The 23142-nt window shown below is 63.6% G+C and carries 27 protein-coding genes; 16 read left to right on the top strand and 11 right to left on the bottom strand.

Features of this window, described 5'->3' with window-relative positions; all coding sequences use genetic code 11:
- Positions 1–19 precede the first annotated feature (19 nt).
- Positions 20–820, top strand: a complete 801-nt coding sequence (locus ABEA18_RS16880; RefSeq protein WP_345450972.1) for an SDR family oxidoreductase — start codon at positions 20–22, stop codon at positions 818–820.
- Positions 821–836: 16 nt separating this feature from the next.
- On the opposite strand, the gene ABEA18_RS16875 is transcribed toward ABEA18_RS16880, so the two are convergent.
- Positions 837–1520, bottom strand: coding sequence for a hypothetical protein (locus tag ABEA18_RS16875; RefSeq protein ID WP_345450970.1), 684 nt, complete (start codon positions 1518–1520; stop codon positions 837–839).
- A 288-nt stretch (positions 1521–1808) separates the two neighbouring features.
- On the opposite strand from ABEA18_RS16875, the gene trxA reads away from it, so the two are divergent.
- The 4 genes from trxA to ABEA18_RS16855 all read left to right on the top strand — a co-directional run bounded on the left by trxA (position 1809) and on the right by ABEA18_RS16855 (position 3401).
- Positions 1809–2135, top strand: coding sequence for a thioredoxin (trxA, locus tag ABEA18_RS16870; RefSeq protein WP_345450968.1), 327 nt, complete (start codon positions 1809–1811; stop codon positions 2133–2135).
- Between the two features lie 66 nt (positions 2136–2201).
- A complete protein-coding gene (locus ABEA18_RS16865) occupies positions 2202–2591 on the top strand; it encodes a heavy metal-responsive transcriptional regulator (RefSeq protein ID WP_345451200.1) in 390 nt (129 codons plus the stop codon).
- A gap of 47 nt (positions 2592–2638) precedes the next feature.
- Positions 2639–3010: a hypothetical protein gene (locus tag ABEA18_RS16860; protein ID WP_345450966.1), complete on the top strand. Its 372-nt coding sequence runs from the start codon at positions 2639–2641 to the stop codon at positions 3008–3010.
- 10 nt (positions 3011–3020) lie between these two features.
- Positions 3021–3401, top strand: coding sequence for a carboxypeptidase-like regulatory domain-containing protein (locus tag ABEA18_RS16855; RefSeq protein ID WP_345450964.1), 381 nt, complete (start codon positions 3021–3023; stop codon positions 3399–3401).
- Between the two features lie 5 nt (positions 3402–3406).
- Here the strand turns inward: ABEA18_RS16855 and arfB are convergent, their stop codons facing one another.
- The 3 genes from arfB to ABEA18_RS16840 are packed head-to-tail and all read right to left on the bottom strand — an operon-like array spanning position 3407 to position 4809.
- A complete protein-coding gene (gene arfB / locus ABEA18_RS16850; RefSeq protein ID WP_345450962.1) occupies positions 3407–3829 on the bottom strand; it encodes an alternative ribosome rescue aminoacyl-tRNA hydrolase ArfB in 423 nt (140 codons plus the stop codon).
- Positions 3830–3879: 50 nt separating this feature from the next.
- The gene (locus ABEA18_RS16845) at positions 3880–4464 is read right to left on the bottom strand and encodes an HhH-GPD-type base excision DNA repair protein (RefSeq protein WP_078105204.1); all 585 of its coding nucleotides are present in this window, start codon (positions 4462–4464) and stop codon (positions 3880–3882) included.
- 45 nt (positions 4465–4509) lie between these two features.
- Positions 4510–4809, bottom strand: coding sequence for a hypothetical protein (locus ABEA18_RS16840; protein ID WP_345450956.1), 300 nt, complete (start codon positions 4807–4809; stop codon positions 4510–4512).
- Between the two features lie 335 nt (positions 4810–5144).
- On the opposite strand from ABEA18_RS16840, the gene ABEA18_RS16835 reads away from it, so the two are divergent.
- The 3 genes from ABEA18_RS16835 to ABEA18_RS16825 are packed head-to-tail and all read left to right on the top strand — an operon-like array spanning position 5145 to position 7744.
- Positions 5145–6017 carry an NAD-dependent epimerase/dehydratase family protein gene (locus tag ABEA18_RS16835; protein ID WP_345450954.1) on the top strand — a complete coding sequence of 291 codons (873 nt, stop codon included), beginning with the start codon at positions 5145–5147 and terminating at the stop codon, positions 6015–6017.
- Between the two features lie 8 nt (positions 6018–6025).
- Positions 6026–7057, top strand: a complete 1032-nt coding sequence (locus ABEA18_RS16830) for an aldo/keto reductase (protein WP_345450952.1) — start codon at positions 6026–6028, stop codon at positions 7055–7057.
- A 42-nt stretch (positions 7058–7099) separates the two neighbouring features.
- Positions 7100–7744 carry a hypothetical protein gene (locus tag ABEA18_RS16825; protein WP_345450950.1) on the top strand — a complete coding sequence of 215 codons (645 nt, stop codon included), beginning with the start codon at positions 7100–7102 and terminating at the stop codon, positions 7742–7744.
- 35 nt (positions 7745–7779) lie between these two features.
- On the opposite strand, the gene ABEA18_RS16820 is transcribed toward ABEA18_RS16825, so the two are convergent.
- Positions 7780–8784, bottom strand: a complete 1005-nt coding sequence (locus tag ABEA18_RS16820) for a transglycosylase domain-containing protein (protein WP_345450948.1) — start codon at positions 8782–8784, stop codon at positions 7780–7782.
- Between the two features lie 184 nt (positions 8785–8968).
- Between ABEA18_RS16820 and ABEA18_RS16815 the strand changes: the two genes are divergently transcribed.
- Positions 8969–9868 carry a diacylglycerol/lipid kinase family protein gene (locus ABEA18_RS16815; RefSeq protein ID WP_345450946.1) on the top strand — a complete coding sequence of 300 codons (900 nt, stop codon included), beginning with the start codon at positions 8969–8971 and terminating at the stop codon, positions 9866–9868.
- A 95-nt stretch (positions 9869–9963) separates the two neighbouring features.
- Positions 9964–10230, top strand: a complete 267-nt coding sequence (locus ABEA18_RS16810) for a GlsB/YeaQ/YmgE family stress response membrane protein (RefSeq protein WP_345450945.1) — start codon at positions 9964–9966, stop codon at positions 10228–10230.
- 116 nt (positions 10231–10346) lie between these two features.
- Here ABEA18_RS16810 and ABEA18_RS16805 read toward each other — a convergent pair whose 3' ends face one another.
- Both ABEA18_RS16805 and ABEA18_RS16800 read right to left on the bottom strand, forming a co-directional pair.
- The gene (locus ABEA18_RS16805) at positions 10347–11498 is read right to left on the bottom strand and encodes a YbfB/YjiJ family MFS transporter (RefSeq protein WP_345450943.1); all 1152 of its coding nucleotides are present in this window, start codon (positions 11496–11498) and stop codon (positions 10347–10349) included.
- Between the two features lie 68 nt (positions 11499–11566).
- Positions 11567–11866, bottom strand: a complete 300-nt coding sequence (locus ABEA18_RS16800; protein WP_345450941.1) for a muconolactone Delta-isomerase family protein — start codon at positions 11864–11866, stop codon at positions 11567–11569.
- Between the two features lie 152 nt (positions 11867–12018).
- Between ABEA18_RS16800 and ABEA18_RS16795 the strand changes: the two genes are divergently transcribed.
- The gene (locus tag ABEA18_RS16795; RefSeq protein WP_345450939.1) at positions 12019–12945 is read left to right on the top strand and encodes a LysR family transcriptional regulator; all 927 of its coding nucleotides are present in this window, start codon (positions 12019–12021) and stop codon (positions 12943–12945) included.
- 13 nt (positions 12946–12958) lie between these two features.
- Here ABEA18_RS16795 and ABEA18_RS16790 read toward each other — a convergent pair whose 3' ends face one another.
- The 4 genes from ABEA18_RS16790 to ABEA18_RS16775 are packed head-to-tail and all read right to left on the bottom strand — an operon-like array spanning position 12959 to position 17057.
- Complete coding sequence (locus tag ABEA18_RS16790) at positions 12959–13855, bottom strand: pyridoxal-phosphate dependent enzyme (protein WP_345450937.1); 897 nt, start codon at positions 13853–13855, stop codon at positions 12959–12961.
- 57 nt (positions 13856–13912) lie between these two features.
- Positions 13913–15013: an ABC transporter permease gene (locus ABEA18_RS16785; protein ID WP_345450935.1), complete on the bottom strand. Its 1101-nt coding sequence runs from the start codon at positions 15011–15013 to the stop codon at positions 13913–13915.
- Positions 15013–16122 carry an ABC transporter permease gene (locus ABEA18_RS16780; protein ID WP_345450933.1) on the bottom strand — a complete coding sequence of 370 codons (1110 nt, stop codon included), beginning with the start codon at positions 16120–16122 and terminating at the stop codon, positions 15013–15015. Before ABEA18_RS16780 ends, ABEA18_RS16785 begins: the two co-directional genes overlap by 1 nt.
- Complete coding sequence (locus ABEA18_RS16775; RefSeq protein WP_345450931.1) at positions 16119–17057, bottom strand: ABC transporter ATP-binding protein; 939 nt, start codon at positions 17055–17057, stop codon at positions 16119–16121. The genes ABEA18_RS16780 and ABEA18_RS16775 overlap by 4 nt, the downstream gene beginning before the upstream one ends.
- A gap of 290 nt (positions 17058–17347) precedes the next feature.
- On the opposite strand from ABEA18_RS16775, the gene ABEA18_RS16770 reads away from it, so the two are divergent.
- Genes ABEA18_RS16770 through ABEA18_RS16750 form a run of 5 tightly spaced genes read left to right on the top strand, consistent with a single transcriptional unit; the run spans position 17348 to position 23138 of the window.
- Positions 17348–18520: a sugar ABC transporter substrate-binding protein gene (locus tag ABEA18_RS16770; RefSeq protein ID WP_345450929.1), complete on the top strand. Its 1173-nt coding sequence runs from the start codon at positions 17348–17350 to the stop codon at positions 18518–18520.
- Positions 18520–20055 carry a sugar ABC transporter ATP-binding protein gene (locus ABEA18_RS16765; protein WP_345450927.1) on the top strand — a complete coding sequence of 512 codons (1536 nt, stop codon included), beginning with the start codon at positions 18520–18522 and terminating at the stop codon, positions 20053–20055. The genes ABEA18_RS16770 and ABEA18_RS16765 overlap by 1 nt, the downstream gene beginning before the upstream one ends.
- Entirely contained in the window at positions 20052–21026 is a 975-nt protein-coding gene (locus ABEA18_RS16760) for an ABC transporter permease (protein WP_345450925.1), read from the top strand. Before ABEA18_RS16765 ends, ABEA18_RS16760 begins: the two co-directional genes overlap by 4 nt.
- Complete coding sequence (locus ABEA18_RS16755; protein ID WP_345450923.1) at positions 21023–21913, top strand: enoyl-CoA hydratase/isomerase family protein; 891 nt, start codon at positions 21023–21025, stop codon at positions 21911–21913. Before ABEA18_RS16760 ends, ABEA18_RS16755 begins: the two co-directional genes overlap by 4 nt.
- The gene (locus ABEA18_RS16750) at positions 21900–23138 is read left to right on the top strand and encodes a CaiB/BaiF CoA transferase family protein (RefSeq protein ID WP_345450922.1); all 1239 of its coding nucleotides are present in this window, start codon (positions 21900–21902) and stop codon (positions 23136–23138) included. Before ABEA18_RS16755 ends, ABEA18_RS16750 begins: the two co-directional genes overlap by 14 nt.
- Positions 23139–23142: the final 4 nt, after the last annotated feature.

Here is a 23142-nt window from a genome sequence, read left to right as displayed (position 1 = left end):
AATTCGAAGGGAAAAGGTCATGAACTCGACCATATTGGTAACGGGCGGCACCGGGACCCTCGGGCGGCTCGTTGTTTCGCGGCTTCGGGACGGGGGCCACGCCCCGCGCGTCGCAGGCCGTCATGCCCCTCCACCGGAGCAGGACATCGAATTCGTTTCGTGTGACCTCGACACCGGCGATGGAGTTGAAACTGCCTTGAGCGGTGTCCGGACAGTGGTGCACTGCGCGGGTACCCAGAAGGGCGACGGCGACAAGGCCCGCCGCCTGGTCTCCGCGGCTTCCCGCGCGGGAGTCACACACCTGGTGTTCATCTCGGTGGTGGGGGCGGACACGATCCCGGTTGTGAGCCGCTTCGACCGTGCGGCTTTCGGCTACTTCGCGTCCAAGCGGGACGCGGAGGAGGTGGTGGCCAGGTCCGGGATCCCGTTCAGTACCCTCCGCGCCACGCAGTTCTTCGAGCTGACGCTGCTGACCGCGCGGGCTATGGCCAGGCTCCCCGTCATTCCCGTTCCGAGGGGTTTCCGGTTCCAGCCGGTGGATGCCGGCGAGGTCGCGGACCAGCTCGTCGAGCTCGCTCTCGGCCGGCCTGCAGGTCTCGTGCCCGATTTCGCAGGGCCGGCCTGCTACCCGATGAGTGACCTCATCCGCTCCTATCTCGCCGCGGCCGGTCAGAGACGCCTTCTCATCCCGGTTCACATGCCGGGGAATGCCGCCAAGGCAATCCGGGAAGGTGCAAACCTTTCCGAGGACAGGTCCGTCGGGCGCAGGACCTGGGAGGAGTTTCTCACCGAGCGTGTGTCTGGGGCTGTCCCGAGGTGACGCGGCCGGGGTGAGCTCAACTTTCCAGGTCGTCCACGGCCGGCGGGTGCAGGGCGGCGTGCCTGGCCCGCGCCGCCGGTTCAATGGAGTCCACAGCATAGGGTTTAGTGGCCGAGCGCTGCAAAGGAAGACGCAAGCGCACCTGATAAGCGCCGCTCCGGAACTTGGCGCGCGGATCCATCTGGATAACCAGGAGCGGCTCTTGGCGGGAGGCGTCCACCCGCAGCAGCATTCCGTGCCGAAGTCCATCGACGAGCAGCGGGGTGGCCGGCTCAACCGCGGCCTGCTTGAGGAGATGCTGATATTTCGGACCCGCAGCCAAGAACAGGACTCCATGGGAGAAGCCGACGACCCGCAAAGGGATAACCGTTTCAGGCTGACGGGTGGGCCCGGGTCCTTTATCGTGTTCCTTCGCAAAGGCTTCCGTGACTGATCTCAAGGATCGATCGCATTCCCGGCACTTGGTACGGGTTCCCACGTCGGCCAGAAGGGTCACAAGAAGTCCCCTGGGGCCGTTGCTCCACTTATCGGCCACGACGTGGCACCACGCCGGGTGGTACTCCTTGCCGTTCTTCATCACGTAGACCTGGCCTTCGCCAAGGAGGGGCTTGCCCTCGCGCCGCGCGGCCGGCTCGACAGGTTTGAGAGCGCCGAGGCCTTTGGCATCTGTGCGTACCGCGTCGCCGCCCTTGAGGTACATGCGGATCCATGGAGTGAGTGGTCGTCTTGGGCTAGGAATTGCGGGGCCTTCCTGTGCGGAGGGAGTGTTCCTTCCCTCGGTTCCCCCCGTACCTAGCTTGATGGCTTTTCACCCAAGTCGCCAGTCCGGCCGCCGTACCACCATCACGGGTTTCCGCCCCTTGACTTTTCCCTTAGGGGAAGGTGCGAAGCTGGCAAGCAGGGGGCGCTGCCAGTCGATTGGCAAGCGAAATGAATGGGATGGGGGCACCCGGCATCACAAAACGGGCCATTCAAGAAGGGGAAAAGCATGGCAAAAAACAAGGAAGTCACCGACGCGTCCTTCGACGCCGAAGTGCTGAAGTCAGCCAAACCGGTCATCGTGGAATTCTGGGCGGATTGGTCTGGACCCTGCGCCAGGCTTAGCCCGGTCCTGGAACTGCTCGCGGTCGAATACGCCGACAAAATCGACGTTGTAAAAGTCAATGTCGATGAGAATCCGGAAACCGCGGCTGCCTTCGGGATTAGCTCTATTCCGTCCGTGTTCTTGTTCAAGGACGGCGAACGAAGAATCTCCGTGATCGGCGTCGGGGCGAAGCGGTACTTCGAAATGGAATTCGCTGAATATTTGCGCTAGGCCTGCTTCATCCCATGAGCGCCTTCCCCTACAGTGGGAGGGTCAATGGGGAAGACGGGGTGCATGGTGCGAATCGGTGAAGCCGCCCGGGCGGCGGGGATGACGAGCAAGGCCTTGAGGTTCTATGAAGAGCATGGGCTGCTGCCGGCTGCAAAACGGACCGCCAACGGATATCGCGATTACACAAGCGAAACCATCAGCAGGCTCGACTTCATTCGCCGCGGGCGCGCGGCGGGACTGGCCCTGGCCCAGATCCGCGAAATCCTGTTTCTTCGCGATGAGGGCCGCGCCCCGTGCACCCATGTACGCGACCTACTGGCCGGTCAGTTGGCAGACCTGGACGCGCAGATCGCCGAACTTGTCGCGCTGCGCGCCGCCGTCGCCGGCTACCACGCCATCGCCGCTGCCGCGGATCCGGAGGCGTGCGACGCAGCCCGGATTTGCAGCTACATCTGAAAGGCTGCCTCAAAAGCGGCAGTCCCTATGAGAGGGAGGCGTTGCGCATGGCAATTCGATGCATCCTGGGCATCGCCGCCGCGGCGGCCGCGCTGGCGGTGCTGGGCGGATGTGCGATGCCGGCAACGCCGCAAAGCAACGTTCCGGCAAGTCCCACAACATCCGCTGCCTCGGGTGTCCCTTTCGCTCTGTTCACGCACTGTGGCATCTACGAGGCACAGGTGCAGGGCTCTTTCTTTGTTGCAGACGAGCCGCTGGACGACGGTAACGGCAATCCTCCGGCAGGCTGGGGCAACCCTTACCAGCCGGGCATCATGACTGTCGGGGGACAAAGGGCGGTCTTCCATGACGACAGCGGCCACACGGTGACCTTCCACGAGCGTGCTGGTGCCACGAGCTTCCTGAGAACGTGTTCGTGAGGTGAGTGAAGTGAAGCGATGCGTCGTGACCCTGCTGGCCGCGGCACTGTGGTTGTGCGGATGCGCCGCTCCGGGAGGTCCGGACGCGGGGCATACCGGTGTTGTCACTGGCGTTGTCCTGACCGCCCCGGTATGTCCCGTCGAACGTGTCGGTCAGGAGTGTCCGCCGCGCCCCGTCTCAGGGGCCGCGGTTGTCGCCTTGGACGGGGAAGCTGTCCGGGGCTCGACACGGACCGACGGCACCGGTGCCTTCCATCTCACGCTGCCTGACGGTCGTTACGTGATCAAGGCGAGCAACATCGGCGGTTACCATTCGACGGCGACCCAGCCGGTGGTCATCTCGGAGACCCCCGTTCACGTCACGCTGGTTGTCGACAGCGGGATTCGCTGAGCGGGCTACTCAGCGGACGGTCGTTTTCGTTGTTGTTTCGTCGCCGCCCGGTGTTCCTTTGCGACCCGGTGCCGACGCTTCGAGCTCCGGGTAGGTTTGCTCGCCCGGCGGGCAGCCGCTTCGGGAGCAAGACCCTCCGCCACGAGGCGCGAGAGCTTGGCCAGCGCGATTTCGCGATTCCGTAACTGGGACCGCTGCTCGGAGGCGGTCACGGTGATCACCCCGGCGATGAGTCGGGGTCCGAGACGCGTGACCAGCAGCAGCCGTTGGTCATCGGAAAGCGCTGCGGAGTCGGCGACATTCCATGACAGTTCAACGCGGCTGTCCGAGGTGTTGACGTGTTGACCGCCCGGCCCTGACGAGCGGGAGAACCGCCAGCCGAGTTCCGACGTCGGAATCGTGAGCGCAGGCGACACTTCGAGATCCATGCTGCAAGCGTTTCACGATATCGGCGGGAACAAAGCCCGTCGCGTGCTTCTCAGCTTCCGGAGGCCTTCGCCGCTTTGATGGCGGCCTTGGCAGCCTGCTTGTTGGCGCGAACTTTTCTCAGCGACTCCGGATCCACGATGTCGGCGACAGAAAGAAAAGCGCTCTCCTGGCCGTAGGCGCCCGCAGCCTCGCGCCAACCTTGTGCCTGGAGTCCGCGTTGCTTGCCGAGCAGTGCGAGGAAGATTTTTGCCTTTTGCTCTCCGAAGCCAGGCAATTCCTTCAACCTGCGGAGCACCTCCTGGCCGTCTGGGTTGTCCTGGGTCCAGATGGCGGTTGCGTCTCCATTCCAATCGCGCTGAACGGTCGCGGCGAGATCCTGGACGCGGCCGGCCATCGAGCCGGGGAAACGGTGGACGGACGGACGCTCCTTGAAGACCTCGACGAAGCCCGCCGGGTCATATTCGGCGATTGCGGCAGGGGACATGGATCCGATGCGCGTCCGGATCTTTTCGGGTCCGGCAAACGCAGACTCCATGGTCACCTGTTGGTCTAGCAGCATGCCGATGAGAAGTGCGAACGCGTCATCGCTGAGCAGTTGGTCGGCGGCGGGGTCGCCGGTAATGTGCAGTTCCATGCGCCCATCCTCCCACCTGCTTTGATTCGAGTCATGGTGGCCGACTCAGCAGTCTGATTCCGTCTTCGCCTGTGAGCTCCCCGGCAACTCGCGCCGTTCGAGTGTCTGCCCATAGGGCACGTCCCGGCTGATTGCGACGGTGTACCTGGTGAATCCGTGCTGCGTAACGAGGATTCCGTGACGATGCTCCCTGACGGCGTGTTCGCGGGCGATTTCGACGGCGGTGTTCAGGTCGTTCTCGATGGTGTCGGGGTCGTGGGCGGTGATTTCCAGGACGACGTCCGAGTGGCGTTTGATCATCGTGGGCTCTTTCTCGGTGGGAAGTACCGGGCTCTCAGCGGTCACGGGCTTCCGGGCCCGGTGCGCCCGGGGAGGCGGAAGGCGGTGGTTCGAGAGGGGCTGCCCGGCATTCTGTGATGGGGCGGTTGGTGGCCGTAGAGTCCGGCGGGTTTGATCGGCGGAAGGATTTTCCTGCGGATCTGTAGCCAGTGTGGATGATCGGCGGCTCGGGCACAAGTTGAAATGCCGAAAAAGTTGGCCGTGTCGGCGAGTTGCATCCGCGGAGGAAATTACGCGGGAGCGGGTGTCTGGCTGTCCTAGGACCGGGAGGGCCACGCGCCAGAGCCGGCTTGTGCCCTAGTGTCGAGTCAAGACCGCCGAGCTATATCGAGGGAGTACCGATGAGAATTGCAGTGACGGGTGGAAGTGGAAAACTGGGCAGGCATGTAGTGCGCCGGCTCAGCGGGGACGGGCACCAGGTGCTGAACCTGGACCGCTCGGGCAAGCGGAGCCCCGGTCTGGCGATCGTCGACCTGCGTGACTATGGCCAGGTGCTGGATGTGTTCCTGGGCCTGGACGACCGGCATAGTGGCTTCGACGCCGTCGTGCATCTGGGGGCCATTCCAGCCCCCGGCATCATCCCGGATGCAGCGACGTTCGAGAACAACATGCTTTCAACGTACAACGTCTTTCAGGCGGCCCGCCGGGCCGGCATCAAGAAGGTTGTCTACGCCTCAAGTGAGACGGTGCTGGGGCTGCCGTTCGACGTCGACCCTCCGTACATCCCGGTGGATGAGGAATACCCGGCGCGGCCGGAAAGCACCTATTCGCTCGTGAAGCATTTGGAAGAGCAGATGGCCATCGAGTTGACGCGCTGGGACCCAGAGCTGAGCATCGTGGGGCTGCGGTTCTCCAACGTCATGGACGCGGAAGACTACGAACGGTTTCCGTCCTTCGACTCCGACGCCAGGCTGCGCAAGTGGAACCTTTGGGGTTACATCGATGGCCGCGACGGGGCACAGGCTGTGGCCCGGGCCCTTGAAAACGGCAAGCCGGGGTTCGAAGCATTCATCATCGCAAACGCGGACACGGTCATGAGCCGGTCCAGTGCCAGTCTGGCCGCGGAGGTGTTCCCCGACGTGAAGGTGACCAAGGATCTGGAAGAGCACGAAACTATGCTTTCCATCGACAAGGCCAGGCGACTCCTGGGCTTCGAGCCTGAACACACTTGGCGCACCTACCATTCGAACCGCACCACCCCCGTCGAGGATTGAGGAACAGCATGCAATACCGCACTTTGGGCAACAGCGGCGCAGTGGTTTCCAACTACGCGCTGGGAACCATGACATTCGGGGCCGAGGCTACCGAGGAAACGTCCCACGCCATCCTGGACGGCTACGTCGCGGCCGGCGGCAACTTCATTGACACCGCCGATGTTTACAGCGCTGGTGTATCGGAAGAGATCATCGGCCGTTGGCTGGCCGAACGGCCCGATGCGCGGGACCGCGTGGTGCTGGCCACCAAGGGCCGCTTCCCCATGGGGACGGCGCCGAACGACGTCGGCACCTCCCGACGCCACCTCACGCGGGCGTTGGACGACTCGCTGCGCCGCCTGGCCGTGGAGCAGATCGACCTCTACCAAATGCACGCGTGGGACCCCATCACACCGTTGGAGGAGACGCTGCGCTTCCTGCACGACTCCGTCAGCAGCGGCAAGATCGCCTACTACGGTTTTTCCAACTTCCTGGGGTGGCAATTGACCAAGGCCGTCCACGTCGCCAAGGCCTTTGGCTGGAGCGCACCGGTGACCTTGCAGCCGCAGTACAGCCTGCTGGTCCGTGAGATCGAATCGGAGATCGTTCCGGCCTCGCTGGATGCTGGAATCGGGCTGCTGCCGTGGTCTCCCTTGGGGGGCGGTTGGCTCTCTGGCAAGTACAAGCGCGACGTGCCGCCCAGCGGTGCGACCCGCCTTGGTGAAAACCCGGAACGCGGCATGGAAGCCTGGCAGGCCCGGAACGACGACCCCCGCACTTGGGACGTCATCGGGACAGTGGAAAAGATCGCAGCGGACCATGGCGTCAGCGCCTCCCAGGTTGCACTGGCCTGGTTGGCGGACCGGCCTGCCGTGACCTCCGTGATCCTCGGCGCCCGGACAACCGAACAGCTAGCAGACAACCTGGCTGCGGCAGACCTGGAACTCAGCCCCGAGGAAACCGACCGGCTCACGCAGGCCAGCCAACCGCGCGTCGGCGTCTACCCGTACGGTCCCATGGCGCAAAACCAGCGCAGCCGGAAGATCGAGGGTGGAAGATAGGTTCCATTGCCCACGAGGCGGGACAGGCGTTGAATGTGGCTTATGGTCGACTGGGTCCTGATCTCCAACCTCGGCACCGCTCTCGGTACGACCGTTCTTGCCGTCGCGACGTTTATTTCCACGCGCTCGGCCAACCGGTCGACGCGGCTGGCCGAGCGCGCCCTGCTGAATGGATTGCGCCCCATCCTGCTGCCCTCCAATTGGTCTGACTCCCCGCAGAAGGTGCGGTTCATGGAAGGCAAATGGATGGTGGTGCGCGGTGGCCACGCTGCTCTCGAGATCAGCGACAACGCCGTGTACCTGTTGATGTCTGTGCGCAACGCCGGTGCGGGAGTGGCGATCCTGCACGGTTGGCACCTTCCACCGGACGCCAGGGCTCCGTTGTCACCGGTGGAGGAGTTCCACCGGCTGACCCGGGACATCTACGTGCCGGCCAACGACGCCGGATTCTGCCAGGTCGCGATCCGGGATCCGGAGTCGGCCGACTTCCGCAATGCGACCGCGGGAGCGGCCGGCGAGGGCTTCGCCGTCGACGTGCTCTACGGAGACGCCGAAGGTTCGCAGCGCGTTGTCTCCCGCTTCTTCATCACCCCGGGACCAGCGGGCGCGGGGCACGACGACGACGTCGATTGGCTGCTGATGGTCTCGCGCCACTGGAACCTGGACTTGCCGGCACCGCGAGGCTGAGTCCGGGTACGACGCCGGACGTGTTGCCGGCGGTCCTAGCCGGCTTCGGTCTGGATGCGGTCCTTGACGCTTTGGGGCATGGTGGAGCAGGCATCGTTATCGGTGCGCTGGCCGGCATGGCTGTCGGCGGTGTCCGTGATGCCGACTGTCGCGACGGCCCCCTGCCATCCGCCCAGGCCAGCGAGCTGCCGGGGCACCCAGACGTTGGCGGCTCCATTCACAAGGTTCCACACGGCGGGGTCGACGCCCGTGCCAAGGTAGATGCCTCCGTTGGGGTCCCTTTTGACCAGATCCGGCAGTGGGAGGACGCCCATCAGCTGCGCCGACTGGTAATCGGTCATGTTCCACGGCGGTGTTCCGAAGTAGTACCAACTGGCAGCACAGACGCCGTACAGATGGGGACCGAACTGGGCATAGTTCAGATAGAGCACCAAGGTCCGCTGAGGGCTCAACGTGTAGCTGAACTGGGTTGCCAGGACGGCTTCAATGCCCTTGCGCACGGCGTTTTGGTCATCCCAGAGAAAAATGTTCTTGACCAGCTGCTGGGGGATGGTGGAACCGCTCGGGTCGGGCTTTCCCTGGAAATACGCCTGGGCCCTCGCCTGGAGGTCTCCGAGGTCGAAGGCGCCGCTGCGTGTGCCGAGCTGTTCGTCTTCATGGGCGATGGTCGCGGCCAGCAAGTGCCGGCTCATGTGGTTGATCGAGACGAACTGGTAGACGTTCGGCTCACCCGCCTCCAGCATGTAAGCGGTACGGGTCGGGGTCACGCCCAGGCTGAACATGAAGGCAATAATTTGGACCAGAACGAGCGGGGCGATCAGCGCCAGGAGGAGTTTGCGGCGCCACTTCCGTTTGGATCGATTGGCCTTCTTGGCGTCTTTGGGAACCGGCTGTGGGGCCGGATCCGGCTCCTGCGGCTCCAACGGGACAGGCACCGGGTAGCTGATGACTTTGGCCCGGGCAGGATAAGGGCGGCCCGCCGAAGGAGGCCTTCCTGGCTGCGGACGCCGAGGCGGGGTCGGTGGTGTTGGAGTGTCCATCGGTCTGCCTTTGCTTCTCGTCCCGCGGTTACCCCTTGAAAGGGGGAGAGGATGGCACGGAAGTCTACAGGGCCTTGCTGATTGTTCCGTTCAGCTAAGTTGGCCGGAACCCGGTCCCTTAAGGTGCGGGGGAAGATTGTAAGTACACTTACCGAAGTCATCACGAGCAAATATCGGAGCGGCAATGACTTCTGCACGGACCTTTGAATCGATCGTCATCATTTTTAATCCCAACAGCACGGGGGATGCACGCAGGCTGGCTGAGGGTCTCCAGGGCGAGCTGGAGGGTCTTCTTAGCTACCCGGTGGACATCAGGCTCCAGCCGACCAGCCATGCCGGTCATGCAGTGGAGCTCGCGCGCGACGCTGTGAGCGGTGGTGGGGACGTGCTGGTTGTATCCGCTAGTGGTGACGGCGGCTACAACGAGGTGGTCAACGGCGTGATGCAGGGAGGCAACCCCAAAGCGGTGTGCGCTGTGCTGGGGGCGGGAAATGCCAATGATCACCGGCGGAGCACGGGCACCCAGCCGCTGGGGGAGGCGATCGCCGCGGGCCGGGTGCGGAGCATCGATTTGCTGCGCGTGCACACTGGCGGGGAAGCGGACTCGCCCGGGGAGTACGCGCACTCCTATGTCGGTTTCGGGTTGACCCCGGTGGTGGCGATGGACTTGGAAAAGGGCGGCAAGGGGGCCCTGAAGGAAATGGTCTCTGTCATCCGGACCTTCTCGAAGTTTGAGCCCTTCGAATTACGCCAGGCCGACGGCGCGCGCCGCCGCCTGGACAGCCTGGTGCTCGCCAATATTCCGGAGATGGCAAAGTACGCCACGCTCAGCGACGCGGACGACAAGCTTGCTGACGGCAAATTCGAAGTGGTCCTCTTTGCCCACAAGCCAAAGTGGCGGGTGCTCTTGACGGCGCTGCGGGCCGCTACGAAGGGGCTGGGGGACCAGCCCAGCGTGAGCAGCTACTCGTTCACCACCCTCAAGCCCCTGACTTACCAGATCGACGGTGAAGTGAAATCCGTTGACGCGGATACGCCGGTCAGGATCGAGTGCGCCCCGGCGGCCCTCGCCACCCTGGGATAGGAAGGCGCGGGGCCTTGCCTGCCGGTAAGCATGCTGATTAACTCAAAGGCGAAGCGCCGGACTGGCGCTGCCCTCGATTGCAAAGGAGACGCACCATGGGACTTCTCGCTTTTCTTCTGCTCGGCCTGATCGCGGGCGCCATCGCAAAGGCCATCCTTCCTGGAAGGCAAGGCGGCGGCTTGCTGCTTACCCTTCTTCTGGGAGTTGTCGGGGCGTTTCTTGGTGGCTGGATCGGTTCCCTCGCCTTCGGTGGCGGCTTAGGAGACTTCTTCGATCTGAGGACATGGCTGCTGTCCATCCTGGGCGCCGTCATCGTGTTGCTGATCTTCGGTGCACTCAGAGGACGCCGAAGCAGGGTCTAGACACGGACGGCTCGCAGATGGCCTGTCCTGTTCTGGCCAAACAGATTATGTGGCATGGGCGGCCAATGGTTTCCGGTTCAGCCGGAGCGGGAGGATCGTGTCCCATTGTTCGTGAGTCACGCGTCTGGTGCCTTCATCCGCAAAGTCCCAGCGGCGGCCGCGGCCGCGACTACCGCGGCCGCACCGAAAAGTAACGCCTCACGGTAGCCGTGACTCACCCAGGGCGTGACGATGAGGGGACCGAGAATCTGGCCGACGCTATATCCGGTTGTGAGAAGTGCGGTGGCGCGGGGGAACCGCAGGTGAGAGCCGATCGCGAGGGCGAGCGTTGCGATACCCAGGAATGTCGCGCCGAAGAGAAGCGCGGAAATAAGTGCCGGCACTGCGCCCCCAAATAAGGCAGGAAGCGCGATACCGATCGCCTGCGCGACAAGTGCGGCAATCAGGAGTGTCGCTCGTCGGAATCGGTAGGCGAGCCAGGCCCAGAAAGCTGTCGATGGGAGGGCCGCCAAGCCGACCAGTGTCCAGGCGTTCGCACCGGTCAAGCCCGGCGCCGACTGGTCGATCGCGGCTACGAGGAACGTCCCGGCGACGATGTAGCCCACTCCTTCAAGGGAATAGCTGATCAAGATGAGGACGAACCAGAGAAGCGGGCCTGGGTGCGTCGGCGTCGGGGTCACGGTGGTCGTGGAAACCGGAGGGCCGGTCTTTAGCGTCCAGCAGAGGGTGGAGAAAATTGCGGCCAGCACCGCAGAAGCAAACCAAGCAGCGTTCCAGTTCGACACGCAACCCAGCAGTAGGACCAGGAATCCGGATGCCGCGATCCCCGCCCCGACTCCGCCGAAGCCCCAACCAATGAGGTGGCTGCCGTACTCGCGGAGGCGGGTGAACATTGAGCTCGCGGCGATAATAAAAATCAGAGCGCTGGCGACGCCGGCAACCAGCCTCAGCAACAACCAGCCAGTAACACTGTCGGTTAGCGGCATTCCTGCCAGGGTTACGGTGAGGACTACTAGTGAGGTCCGTAGTGCGAGTGTCGACTGCAAAAGCCGCGGAACGATGATTCCGGCGATCGCGCCGAGCAGGTATCCGAAGTAGTTGGCGGTGGCGATCAGCCCGGCGGCCTGCTGCGACAAGTGGGCTTGGGCGATCATGAGCGGCAGAACCGGCGTGTACACAAACCGGCCAACACCCATCCCGACGGCGAGGGCAGCAGCCGCTTGCCCAACTACAATCCTCGGCGACGAGTTGGGGCCTTTCGGGGCCATCTGCCGAGACTTCATGGCAAGGAACATGTGGAGTTTGCGCTTTCTATCGTCCGGACCCGCGATGCTGGTTATGCCTTCGCCACCTCGGGATCGTTCGGGTGTGGATTCAGTGGCGTGATCTCCACAGTCATCCACACATGCAACGGCAGCGAGGCCAGGATTTCGTTGAGTTCGGCCTCCGTGTCGGCGCTCCAGAGGCCGAGAGTGCGCCATTCACCCGGCTCCGTGGGCGGCCTCCACAATCGCAGGAGGCGGCCCATCTGCGCCAATTCGGCAGCACGGATAGCCTCGCGATCCTTGGTAGCGTCGACCGTCGATTCCGGCGTTCCATGCGGGACGTTCGTGGTGAGGGTGGTGAGGAATTCCATGGGACTCTTTCTTTGTGGTTGTGTGATTGTTGGTCCGGGCTGCGGGTGCCCTTGCTTTGAGTCAACCCGAGTGGCCGCCTGCGGTCCACGACTTGTATCCGAACACTGGTAGGCCCGGCCTCTCACCGGTCATCCCGGCGTACAATCAACCCGTGGAACTCCGGCAGCTCACCTACTTCGTCGCTGTCGCCGAGGAGCTGCATTTCGGTCGAGCCGCAGAGCGGCTTCATATTGCCGGGCCGTCGCTCTCCCAGCAGATCATCAACCTTGAGCGCGAGCTCGGGACCCGGCTCCTCGTCCGCGATCGCAGGCACGTCGAGTTGACGCCCGCCGGCAGCGAGTTCCTGACTGATGCCCGGGAGGTCTTGGCCGCTGCGGCACGCGCGTTCGATCGGGCTCGCAACGGCGACCAACAATTGCCGCTGCGGCTGGGCTATGTCAGTTGGCTTCCTCCAGGGATCGCGACAATGCCCAACCTTCGGATCCGTCTCGACGAGTGGGTCCTGCCATCCCACACTCAGGCAGCGCGGGTGGCCGAAGGCAGCCTCGATCTCGCCATCGCGTGGATTGAGGAGGCCGACGTGGTGCGGCAGGGCCTGGCCGCCGAGCTTTTAAAGTACGAGCGACTGCAAGCGGTCATGCCAGGCACGCACCCCGCGGCTCGTCACGACAGCGTGCCGGCAGCCGGACTCACGGTCCTCGTCGATGTCGACGAAGCGTCCTGGGACTCGTGGAACCGCTACGCGTTGGCCTTTGCGCAGGCCAGCGGCGCGTCCGTCACACACATCGACGACGGTGGCATTACGGGACCCGCATTCTTCGAGCACGTGGCCCGTTTGAGGCGGCCAGTGCTCCAGTCGCCAAAGCGTCATGCGGCGCCGATGCCACCCACGTTGACCCGTCGGCCTGTGACGTCCCCGGTACCGCTCTGGGCTTGGGATCTGCTGCACCGCGCGGATGACATGCGGCCTATGGTCACGAACGCGATCCGAACGTTGATCGACGGCGCCTCGGCGGCCGGGTGGCGAATGCCGCCGATCGAAACCCACTGGCCCCCTACCATGGGAAAGCAAGCGTGATGGGTTTCGCACCCTAGGACTGGATTTGCTCGTTGCCGAAAAGACCTGGCAGCCCGCCTGTATGGAGAAACACCGCTGTGCCTTCTGGCAGACGATGGTGGCGCGCTGCGCTGATCAAGCCGGCCATGGCGCGCCCGGTATATGTCGGATCGAGGATAATTCCTTCCATCCGAGCGGTCAGATCAATAGCTTCCCGTGCCGCCTCCGTGAGGTATTCGTACCCGGCTCCGACCTGCTCTTCATCGATGCGAAGCGCACCGCTGGCAAAGCCCATCTCGTCGATGAGGCGTGCGACGGCGGCTCGCGCATCTTTGAGCGCTCCAGAGTCAACGCCGCGTACGCGCTCCGCTCCGATGGCCGCGACTAGGCCAGCCATCGTCCCTCCGGAGCCTACTGCGACCGTGACGCTCCCCAGATCAGGTACCTGCTCGAGTAGTTCCACTCCCGCTTGCCGATACGCCTCCGCGCTGAGTGCGTTCGTTCCGCCGAAAGGTATCCGAAACGCGTCGCGCTCGGTTGCTAATTCTGCGGCAATGGTTTCAGTGTCCGAGGTCCCGGCGAATACAAACTCAGCGCCCAGGATTTGATCGAGCAGGAGGTTGCCAGTGAGTTTTTCCGGGCGTTCTCCCGCAAGTACCAGTATCACGTGCATTCCAAGGCGAGCTCCCGCGGCAGCTGTGAGCCGCGCGTGGTTGCTTTGCTGAGCGCCAGTGGTGACTAGGACGCGCGCGCCGCGCCTTACAGCGTCCGCCATCATAATTTCGAGCTTCCGCACCTTGTTGCCACCGCCTGCAAGGCCCATCAGGTCATCGCGTTTGAAGAACAACCCGTCTGGGGGGATGCCGAGTGCCGCAGCTAGCCGGGGTACCGCTTCTACCGGGGTCGGTCGTAAGAAGAAGTGCATCTTCATTTCTATCATTAGCTTCGTGTCAAGGGAGCGGGAGCTGGCGGAGGGCGAAGGCGAAAGCTAATATGCGACGAGCCGCCGTCGGAGGGACACCGCCCCCAAAACGAGCCCGACAGCAGCCGTAGCCAGCAGCACCGCGAGGTCCCGGCCCAGGTTGTCGGTCGATTGGTAGAAGATCGCGGCCTCCAAGGCATCCACGCCGTAAAACGTTGGTGTGAAATGCGCTATGGCCTGGATCCAATCCGGCAAGAACGCCGCAACACTGATTCCCCCGCTGAGGAAGAACAGGTAGATCGACAGGTTGATGCCGGCCCCGGCAACTGCCGAGAAGCGCCGCAGCGCACCTCCCAAGGCAGTCCCCAACCCAGCGGCCGCTAGCGCGATCAGTCCGATCGCGGCCAGCGCCGGAAACCAATACCAGCCGGCAGGCCGGAGGACCCCAAAGGCGAACGACAAGACCAGGACAACCGCCGCCACGAGCATGGTTGTTACCCAGCACGCCAGGATCTTGCCGGCGATCAGCGACCCGCGGCCGATCGGCGAGAGCAACAGCGCCTTGATGGTGAGGTCTTCGAACTCGCGGGCGGCGGCCAAGCCACCGTTGACGATCCCCATGATCGTGAGTAGGAGCACGAGGATCGGCACGAGCTGAAACTGGACGAGGTCGACGTCGTGCGGCCTCAGGTCCGATTCGGCGACGCCGACCATGATTGGCGTGTCCGGCTGGCCGGCATAAAAGTTGGTGATGGCCGCTGGCACTGAACGGCGCAGATCGTTGGTGAAGTCGAGGTTCAGGTTGTTGATCTGCACGCTGACGGGGTCGGGCCGCTGTGCCCGGTAGTCGTCGTCGAACGTGGCGGGTACGGTAATGACCGCCGCAACTTGGAGCGTGTCCAGGAGGTGGGTGGCTTCAACGGGGTCGGCCCGTTGGACGCGGAAGGCGTCCGAGCCCTCAAGGATCGAGACGAGTCGCTGCGCCTGCGGCCCGCTGTCCTCAACCACCAGGGCGACGGGGTTCCGTCCGACCGCCCCGGCCACCACGAAGATGATCAGCAGGAACGCGACGGGCGGCAGCAGGCTGGCCAGAATCGCCGACGGCGTCCGGAACCAGGTCAGGATGTCTTTCGCCGCAATGGCGAGCACCGCACGTCCGGCGGCCATCAGTGCCTCGCCCCCCGCCGGCCGAACACGAGGGCCGCGCACCCGATGGCCGCCAAGCTGAAGGCTGCCAGCACGATGGCGTCCACAGCCAGGCCTTGCGGAGCCGTCTGGTAACCGTGAAAGGCGTGCTGAAAGGCGGCGATCGCATAGGTGAGGGGCGATATCGCCGCGATCCCGCCGGGAATGGCGCCCAGCCAGTTCGCCGGCCCGAACGGTCCGCTCAAGAAGAACAGTGGAAGGACGGCCGCGATGGATAAGGGGATTGCCTGTTGCCTCCGGCGGACCAGGGTCCCGACGAGGACGCCGAGCGCGAGGAACGCGGCCAGAATCAGGAGTCCGAAGCCCAAGACTTCGAGGGGATGGAGCGGACGGACTCCGATAAACAGGACCACAACGGCGAGTAGCAGCAGCGCGGAAGCCGCCGCAAGGACTGCGGCTCCCAGTACTTTGCCCACTCCGATGGTCAAACGGCTCACAGGCGCCAACGCGAGTTCCTTGATGGTCCCGAGCTCGTAGTCCCGCGCGGTATTGACGCTTCCTTGCAGTTGGGACGCGAGCATCAGGCCGGCAACCATGATACTCACGGCGAGGTACGGAATGTAGCCCGTGTCCTGGGCCTGCACGTCGGATTCGCGTGCGGTCACTACCACCTGGTCGGGGAAGGCGTCCGCGTAGAAGGACGTGATGGACAGCGGCACGGCCCGGCGGATGTCGTTGGTGAAGTCGACGTTCAAGTTGTTGACCTCCACCGGAATCTCTATCCGCGCTCGGGCGGCGAGGGCGGCGTCGAACTCTTGTGGCACGGTGACGACGGCGACAATGCTGCCGGAGCGGATCTCCCGTTCTGCATCGGCCGCGCTCGCTGTGTGGATGATGAACGAATGCGCGCCGTCCATGGCCTGGACGAAACGTTCGGCCAGCGGTCCGTGGTCGTTCATCACGACGGCGATTGGTGCCTGGCCGCCGCTGATTGCGAAGAGCAGGAAGAGAAGCAAGAAGTTAATCGGGATCAGGACGCCGATGATGGCGAACAAGGGCTCCCGGAGGGTGAGCCGGATGTCCGTCGCCGCCACGGCCCGGATCACACGCAGGTCATGACGGAGGCTCATTCCCGGAGCTCCTTGCCTGTCAAGCTCAGAAAGACCTCGTCGAGGCTCGGTTCGCGGCTCTGGATCTCCTCCAAACTCATGGATCCGACGACGGCGGTCACCACTTTGCCGGTGACGTCGGCACCGCCCTCCACCGTGACCTTCAGCGAACCGTCGGAAGCAACTGCCGACACAACGCCAGGGAGCGCAAGGACCTTTCGAACGAGGTCTTCCCCGGGCGCCGGATGCGTGCGCATTTCAAGCACGGTGTCACCGAAGCTGCGCCGCAGCTTGGACGGCGAGTCGAGCGCCACCAGCCGTCCGCGGTCGATGATGGCCAGGCGATCGCACAGGGCGTTCGCTTCCTCAAGGTAGTTGCTGGTGATGAGTACCGTGGTGCCGCGATCCTTGAGTTCAAGGATCCGGTCCCAGAGGGCATGCCTGCTTTGCACGTCGACTCCGAGGGTGGGTTCGTCGAAGTAGAGCAGCTCGGGTTCGTGAAGCAGCGCCCGTACCAGGGCAAGGCGTCGTTTCATGCCGCCAGAGAAGGTTGAAACCCGGCTCTTACGGCGCTCCTCAAGCTGCGCCAGCTCAAGCAACGAGGTGATCTTCCCCTCGAGCCCATGCTTGGGCACGTCGAAGAGATCGGCGTGGAACCGGAGGTTGGCTTCCGCCGTCAGTTCCTCGTAAAGCGCGTTCTCCTGCGGTACCGTCCCGAGCGAGCGCCGGATCCCGCGTGGATCCTTCAGCAGGTCGATGCCCAGGACCCTGACCGCGCCAGAGCTTGGGCGGCTGAGGCCGCTGATCATGTTGACGGTGGTCGTCTTGCCGGAGCCGTTGGGCCCGAGAAGGCCGAAAATCTCCCCGCGTTCCACCTGCAGGCTGAGGTCGTCGACGGCGGTGAGGGAACCGAACCGCTTTGTCACGCCTATGAGCTCAATGGCCGTTTCAGTCATGCCTTTTCCTCCCCGAACAGCGGGAGCAGGAACGCGGTCGCGATCCGATGCGCAGACTCATTTGGCGGCGTCACGGCTCCATGATGGGGCGGTGCCGAACAAAATACAAGCGGTCCCGCTGACTCATCGAAGTTCCGACAAGGAGCGCGCCGAAGCCCGATGCGCCCATCTCGGGGCTGCAAGGAAATTAGGGAAATTTGTATACAATAGACAAAAGACGGAGTAGGGTGATGGATATCACGCAGCACGGCTGGCTGCCCCGCTGCCCCCAACACACTGAAGGAACCGCAATGACGCGCACCACCCGATTCAGGGCACTAACACTTTCCTTGGCCGCCGTGACGTTCGTGGCACTGGCAGGCTGTTCCGAGGGCGCGAGTACGACCACGTCCGGTACTCAGAGCCCTGCCATCGATACCACCGCGGTGAAGGCCGTCATCGACCAGGCGAAGGCGGCGCCGTCGTTTTCCGCACCGGGTCCGGCTTTCGATGCTTCCAAGGCCAAAGGGAAAGTCGTGGCCAACATCAGCTTGAACAGCACAGTTCCGTTCAACCAGATTGTTGACGCAGCGATGGGAGACGCGGGCAACGCTGTCGGAGTGAAGGTGGTTCAGTTCACCAACCAGGGGCAGGTGTCGCAATGGATCCAGGGAATGGACAGCGCCATCGCCCAAAAGGTCGACGCGATCGTGCTCGAAGGCTCACCTGACCCGAAGCTGCTCGGCCCGCAGATTGCGGCGGCCAAGGCGGCGGGGATTCCCGTCATCAGCACCCACCTTTACAACGAGTCCTACATCGGCTCGGCAAAGAAGGATCTTCCCGATGTGACGGCCTTCGTGGACGCGCACCACTACCGGGCGGGGACATTGATGGCCGACTACGCGATTGAGCAGTCCGGCGGTCATGTGAACGCCTACTTTGTCGCCTCCAACGAAGTCCAGCCAAGCGCCGGGATCGCGTCCGCATTCAGCGACGAACTCAAAGCCCGTTGCCCCGACAGTTGCAAGGCCAAGGTCGTGAACATACCGATTTCGAGCTGGGCAACCGACGTCCCCACCCAGGTCCAGGCTGCGCTGCTGAGTGACCCGACCATCAACTATGTTGTCCCGGTCTTCGACGGAATGACTCCATTGCTCGGCACCGGCATCACCCAGGCTGGTAAGACAGACAGCGTCAAGATAGTTGCCTACAACGGAACAGCTTCGGTACTGAGCATGATCCAGGCGAAGAACCTGGTGGCAGCCGAGATCGGCGAACCCCTCGAATGGCTGGGATGGGCCAACATGGACCAGGTCCTTCGTGTCCTCACCGGAACGGCCCCGCTTGCCAGTGAAAAGACTCCGTTGCGGCTTTTCGACGCAAGCAATGTCAATGAGACTGGAACACCTGCGAACCAGAAGAACGGCTACGGCGATCCGGCGAAATTCCAGGACGGATACAAGACCCTCTGGGGCGTGAAGTAATGCCAGCCGTTCTGCAGATCAGCAACCTCGCCAAGACCTTCGGCGGAGTCAAAGCGCTGCAAGGAGTTGACCTCACAGTCAACGCAGGCGAGATCCACGGGCTTCTGGGCCAGAACGGTTCCGGGAAGTCCACGCTCATCAAGGTGCTCGCCGGCTTCCACGAACCGGATGCCGGTGGCCGGTTGCTGGTGAACGGAAACGAAGTCAGGCTTCCGCTAGCCCCCGGAGACTACAAGGCGTTGGGGATGAGGTTCGTCCATCAGGATCTAGGCCTCATCTCCAGTCTGAGTGTGCTGGAGAATCTGTTTCTCGACGAGATCTCCACTGGAAACTCCGCGGGCATCCGCTGGAGGTCCTGGCGCCGGATCGCCAATGAGCTGTTCAGGAAGTACAAGGTCGAGTTGGATCCTTCTGCTGCGGTCAGCACGCTCAGGCCTGTCGAACGGGCGCTGCTGGCGATTGTCCGGGCGGTTTCCGGTGCGCCCCGCAACGGTCTTCTGGTCCTTGATGAGCCAACGGTGTTCCTGCCGCAGGACGATACGGAGATGCTCTTCGATCTGACCCGCAACGTCGCTGCGGGCGGGGCCGGCGTGTTGTTTGTCTCGCACGACCTCGAAGAAGTGAAGCGCCTTACGAACCGATTCACCGTATTCCGGGACGGCCGCGTAGTCGGCAACGGCGCGACCGAGCCGACCAGCCGCGAGGAATTAGTCAAGTTGATCGTAGGCCACGAACTCAAGGCCGTGTCGCACCGCAGTGCCGCGCAGATCGCGGCCACCAAGCCAGTCGCGATCATTGACGGGCTCAAGGGTGGCCTCGTCGCCGAGGCATCCTTCGCCGTTCATGAGGGAGAAATCCTTGGCGTGACAGGTTTGTCAGGGTCCGGATTCGAGGACGTTCCCTACATTCTGTTCGGCGCGTCCAAAGCCGAAACCGGGACCCTGGCCCTGAACGGATCGCCCGTGCGTTTGCGGGGTCAAAGCCCGACCAGCGCCTTCCGGTCAGGCATGGCGCTTGTTCCGGCCGACCGGCCTCGCGACGGGGCGATTCTTTCCCTCTCGGTCCTGGACAACGTCAGCATGCAGACCATGGACCAATTCCAGAAGGGCCCCTTCCTTCGCCGTTCCCGCATGCGCGAGGAGGCCAGGAAGGTTCTTTCCGCCTTCCAAGTACGTCCCAATGATCCGACCCTGCCGTGTTCAAGCCTGTCAGGCGGCAACCAGCAAAAAGTACTCATGGCCAAATGGCTCCAGACCCGACCGTCACTGCTGATGGTCCATGAACCGACACAGGGCGTCGACGTCGGCGCCCGCGAAGAAATTTTCAGCGTATTGCGGTCAGCGACCGCAGAAGGGATGGCTGTGCTATGCGCGAGCAGCGACCACGAACAACTGGCATTGATCTGCGACCGCGTCCTGGTGTTCAGGCAGGGACGGATCGTGGCGGAATTGACCGGAAGCCACGTGAACAAGGAAGAGATCTCGGAGCAGTCGTACGCAGTGGACCAGGACGCCCAACCGGCGGAGGCCTCATGACCCTTCTCAAAGGCGGGGGCCGGCTCAGCCTGGTTCAACGCATTGCACTGCCCGGGGCATGGCTACTGCTGATCATTGGTTTCGGCATCGCCAATCCCCACGTCTTCCTGACCGCGGCGACGTTCCAGACAATGTTCGGCTCCCAAGCCGTCCTCCTTGTCCTGACACTGGCCCTGATCGTTCCCCTCACCGCAGGCGACTACGACCTTTCGGTCGGTGCCGTGCTCACGCTGTCGGCCATGATGATCGCTATCCTGAACGTCCAGTACGGCTGGCCCATCTGGGCCGCGATCATTGCCGCCCTCGCGATGGGCCTGCTGGTCGGTTTCCTCAACGGCATCATCATGGTTTTCTTCGGGATTGAATCCCTGATCGTCACCCTCGGTATGGGCACTCTGCTCGGCGGAATCACCCTCTGGGTCAGCAACTCCGCAACTATTTCGGGAATCTCCCACACTCTTGTCGATTGGGTCATCGTAAAACGCTTTGGCGGCATCTCCTTGGCGTTCTTTTACGCCATCGGCTTGTGCGCCCTGCTCTGGTGGATCATGGAATACACCTCCATCGGACGCCGCTTGCTCTTCGTCGGGCGTGGCCGGAACGTCTCCAAGCTCAGCGGCGTCCGCGTCGGACGCGTCCGGGTCGGCGCCTTGATGGGGTCGTCCACCCTGGCTGCTGTGGCGGGAGTCCTCTACGCCGGGACTTCAGGCGGCGCCGATCCCACCTCCGGCACGAACCTCCTGCTGCCGGCTTTCGCAGCAGCGTTCCTGGGTGCGACGAGCATCATGCCCGGCAGGTTCAATCCATGGGGGACCGCCATCGCCGTGTACTTCCTGGTCACCGGAATCACCGGTCTGCAGCTCATGGGCATCCAGTCCTACGTCCAGCAGCTCTTCTACGGCGGTGCCCTGCTCGTGGCGGTCGCCTTGTCCCAGCTGTCCCGACGCCGCGTTCCATTGGACAACGGATGACGCGCGTCATTGAAGCCGCAAAGGATCTGCTCGCGGTTCTCGAAGCAGAGCCTTCAGCGGACACCGTGGAGGACATGATCGCCGTCCAGGCGCTGGCACTGGGGAACAAGACCGCCGTCGTGGTCACGCTCACCCGCCCGGCCCAGCACAATGCCCTGACCCTTGCCGGCTGGCAGCGCCTGGGCGCGGTCTTCACCGATCTACGCGATGACCCCGCCGTGCGGGTCGTCATCGTGAAGGGCGCCGGGGGACGGGCCTTCGGTGCGGGCGCCGACATTTCGGAGTTCCCGGCAAAGCGCCTGGGGTCCGCCGCGGCAGACCGCTACAACGCAGCGATCGCCGGGGCCCTGCAGGCGATCCAGACCGTGCCGTTCCCGGTGATCGCCATGATCGACGGCCTGGCCGTCGGCGGCGGCTGCGAACTCGCAACCGCCTGCGACATCCGCTTGGCCAGCAGCGGCTCGCGTTTCGGTATTCCGATCGGCAGGCTCGGGGTGACGTTGGGGCTCACCGAGACACGCGCCGTCGCCGGCCTCATCGGAGCCGCCAACCTCAAATACCTCGTCTACAGCGGCGACCTTGCGACGGCCGACCAGGCCCTGGCCTGGGGACTTGTTCAAAAGGTTGTCGAGACCGGGGAACTGAGTGCCGAGACCGCCCGCCTGGCATGGAACATCGTCGAAAGCTCGGAAGTCACAGTGAGGGCTACCAAACAGGTAACAGCGCTCGCCGCCGACCCGGCGGTCACGGATGAGCATGAATTGATCCGGGAACTGCACGCCCAGGCCTACGAGGGAAACGATCTCCGCGAAGGAATCGACGCCTTTCTCACCGGCCGGACCCCGAATTTCACTGACGGAAGGATCCCCGCTCATGGCCGCGCTTGACGGTTTGAAAGTCATTGACCTTACCCGCTATCTTTCGGGTCCGACGTTGACGATGCTTCTGGCTGACCTGGGGGCCGACGTCATTAAGATCGAAACCCTCCCGACCGGGGATCCGGCCCGCCAGTCCGGCCCGTTCCTCGGGGATGAAAGCGTCTACTATCTCGCATCGAACCGGAACAAGCGTTCGTTTGCCGTGGACCTCCGGCAGGCGGAAGGCCGGGAGCTGCTGCTGGGGCTCATCGATGACGCAGATGTCTTCGTCCAGAACTTCCGTCCGGGAACGGCCGAACAGATGGGTCTGGGCGCCGAACTGCTCCGGGCCCGCAATCCGCGGCTGATCTACGTCAATATCAGTGGATTCGGTACGAAGCCGCCAGGGGACGCGCTGCCCGGATTCGATCAGACGGCACAGGCGATGTCGGGCCTCATGAGCGTAACGGGTACGCAGGAGACCGGGCCGTTGCGCGTCGGGATTGCCATCAGCGATTCAGCCACGGGTGTCTTCGCAGCCGTGGGCGTACTCGCGGCACTGCACGAGCGCGACCGGACTGGCTCGGGTTCGGTAGTTGAATCCTCGCTGATGGAATCCACGCTGACATTGATGTCCTACCAGGCCCAGAAGTATCTCAGCCTTGGAATCGTCCCGGGACGTGACGGCAACGACCACCCGATCATGTTCCCGCAGGGGACGTTCAAGACCCGGGACGCGTCGGTGACCCTCGCCTCGGGGAACGAGAAGATGTGGCGGCGTCTCTGCGCCGTGTTGAACCTGGATGGCCTGGCCGAGGACGCCAGATTCGCCGACAACGCCGGCCGCATGGCCAACCGCGTCGAGCTTCGCCGCCTCATCGAGGATGCCTTGGCAACGCGCGGCGCGGAGGAGTGGATTCCGCTCATCAACGATGCCGGCATCCCCTGCGGACGGGTGCTGGACCTGGAGCAAGCCCTTAATCACCCGATTACTGCGGCTTTGGGCATGGTGCAAACGGTTGAACACCCTGAACTGGGTACCATGAAAGTGCTTGGCCAGGCTGTCAAGGTCCAGGGCAGCGAAGACGGCTGGCTACGCCGCCCCGCACCGATGCTGGGCGAACACACGGTGGAAATCGCGGCCGAACTTGGCGTCCCGGCATCCGAAATCAGCCGCCTGCTGGAAGCGGGCATCATTACTGGTCCGGTCCACGTCCACCCGGACCCGGACAGGGCCAGCAATGGCGGACTATGAACCC

The organism is Arthrobacter gyeryongensis (genome assembly GCF_039543785.1).
GTDB classification, from domain to species: domain Bacteria; phylum Actinomycetota; class Actinomycetes; order Actinomycetales; family Micrococcaceae; genus Arthrobacter; species Arthrobacter gyeryongensis.
Note: the sequence above shows the minus strand (reverse complement) of the source record. Positions and strands in the feature narration are given on the sequence as shown.

Excerpts from the sequence above, each read along its gene's own strand:
- ABEA18_RS16785 (WP_345450935.1), bottom strand. The coding sequence starts at position 15,013 with ATGGCCGCCGGACGTGCGGTGCTCGCCATTGCGGCGAAAGACATCCTG.
- ABEA18_RS16880 (WP_345450972.1), top strand. The coding sequence starts at position 20 with ATGAACTCGACCATATTGGTAACGGGCGGCACCGGGACCCTCGGGCGG.
- ABEA18_RS16845 (WP_078105204.1), bottom strand. The coding sequence starts at position 4,464 with ATGGAACTGCACATTACCGGCGACCCCGCCGCCGACCAACTGCTCAGC.
- ABEA18_RS16820 (WP_345450948.1), bottom strand. The coding sequence starts at position 8,784 with ATGGACACTCCAACACCACCGACCCCGCCTCGGCGTCCGCAGCCAGGA.
- ABEA18_RS16860 (WP_345450966.1), top strand. The coding sequence starts at position 2,639 with ATGGCAATTCGATGCATCCTGGGCATCGCCGCCGCGGCGGCCGCGCTG.
- ABEA18_RS16830 (WP_345450952.1), top strand. The coding sequence starts at position 6,026 with ATGCAATACCGCACTTTGGGCAACAGCGGCGCAGTGGTTTCCAACTAC.
- trxA (WP_345450968.1), top strand. The coding sequence starts at position 1,809 with ATGGCAAAAAACAAGGAAGTCACCGACGCGTCCTTCGACGCCGAAGTG.
- ABEA18_RS16770 (WP_345450929.1), top strand. The coding sequence starts at position 17,348 with ATGACGCGCACCACCCGATTCAGGGCACTAACACTTTCCTTGGCCGCC.
- ABEA18_RS16780 (WP_345450933.1), bottom strand. The coding sequence starts at position 16,122 with ATGAGCCTCCGTCATGACCTGCGTGTGATCCGGGCCGTGGCGGCGACG.
- ABEA18_RS16765 (WP_345450927.1), top strand. The coding sequence starts at position 18,520 with ATGCCAGCCGTTCTGCAGATCAGCAACCTCGCCAAGACCTTCGGCGGA.
- ABEA18_RS16800 (WP_345450941.1), bottom strand. The coding sequence starts at position 11,866 with ATGGAATTCCTCACCACCCTCACCACGAACGTCCCGCATGGAACGCCG.
- arfB (WP_345450962.1), bottom strand. The coding sequence starts at position 3,829 with ATGGATCTCGAAGTGTCGCCTGCGCTCACGATTCCGACGTCGGAACTC.
- ABEA18_RS16815 (WP_345450946.1), top strand. The coding sequence starts at position 8,969 with ATGACTTCTGCACGGACCTTTGAATCGATCGTCATCATTTTTAATCCC.
- ABEA18_RS16825 (WP_345450950.1), top strand. The coding sequence starts at position 7,100 with ATGGTCGACTGGGTCCTGATCTCCAACCTCGGCACCGCTCTCGGTACG.
- ABEA18_RS16810 (WP_345450945.1), top strand. The coding sequence starts at position 9,964 with ATGGGACTTCTCGCTTTTCTTCTGCTCGGCCTGATCGCGGGCGCCATC.
- ABEA18_RS16835 (WP_345450954.1), top strand. The coding sequence starts at position 5,145 with ATGAGAATTGCAGTGACGGGTGGAAGTGGAAAACTGGGCAGGCATGTA.
- ABEA18_RS16760 (WP_345450925.1), top strand. The coding sequence starts at position 20,052 with ATGACCCTTCTCAAAGGCGGGGGCCGGCTCAGCCTGGTTCAACGCATT.
- ABEA18_RS16750 (WP_345450922.1), top strand. The coding sequence starts at position 21,900 with ATGGCCGCGCTTGACGGTTTGAAAGTCATTGACCTTACCCGCTATCTT.
- ABEA18_RS16805 (WP_345450943.1), bottom strand. The coding sequence starts at position 11,498 with ATGGCCCCGAAAGGCCCCAACTCGTCGCCGAGGATTGTAGTTGGGCAA.
- ABEA18_RS16755 (WP_345450923.1), top strand. The coding sequence starts at position 21,023 with ATGACGCGCGTCATTGAAGCCGCAAAGGATCTGCTCGCGGTTCTCGAA.
- ABEA18_RS16790 (WP_345450937.1), bottom strand. The coding sequence starts at position 13,855 with ATGAAGATGCACTTCTTCTTACGACCGACCCCGGTAGAAGCGGTACCC.
- ABEA18_RS16875 (WP_345450970.1), bottom strand. The coding sequence starts at position 1,520 with ATGTACCTCAAGGGCGGCGACGCGGTACGCACAGATGCCAAAGGCCTC.
- ABEA18_RS16775 (WP_345450931.1), bottom strand. The coding sequence starts at position 17,057 with ATGACTGAAACGGCCATTGAGCTCATAGGCGTGACAAAGCGGTTCGGT.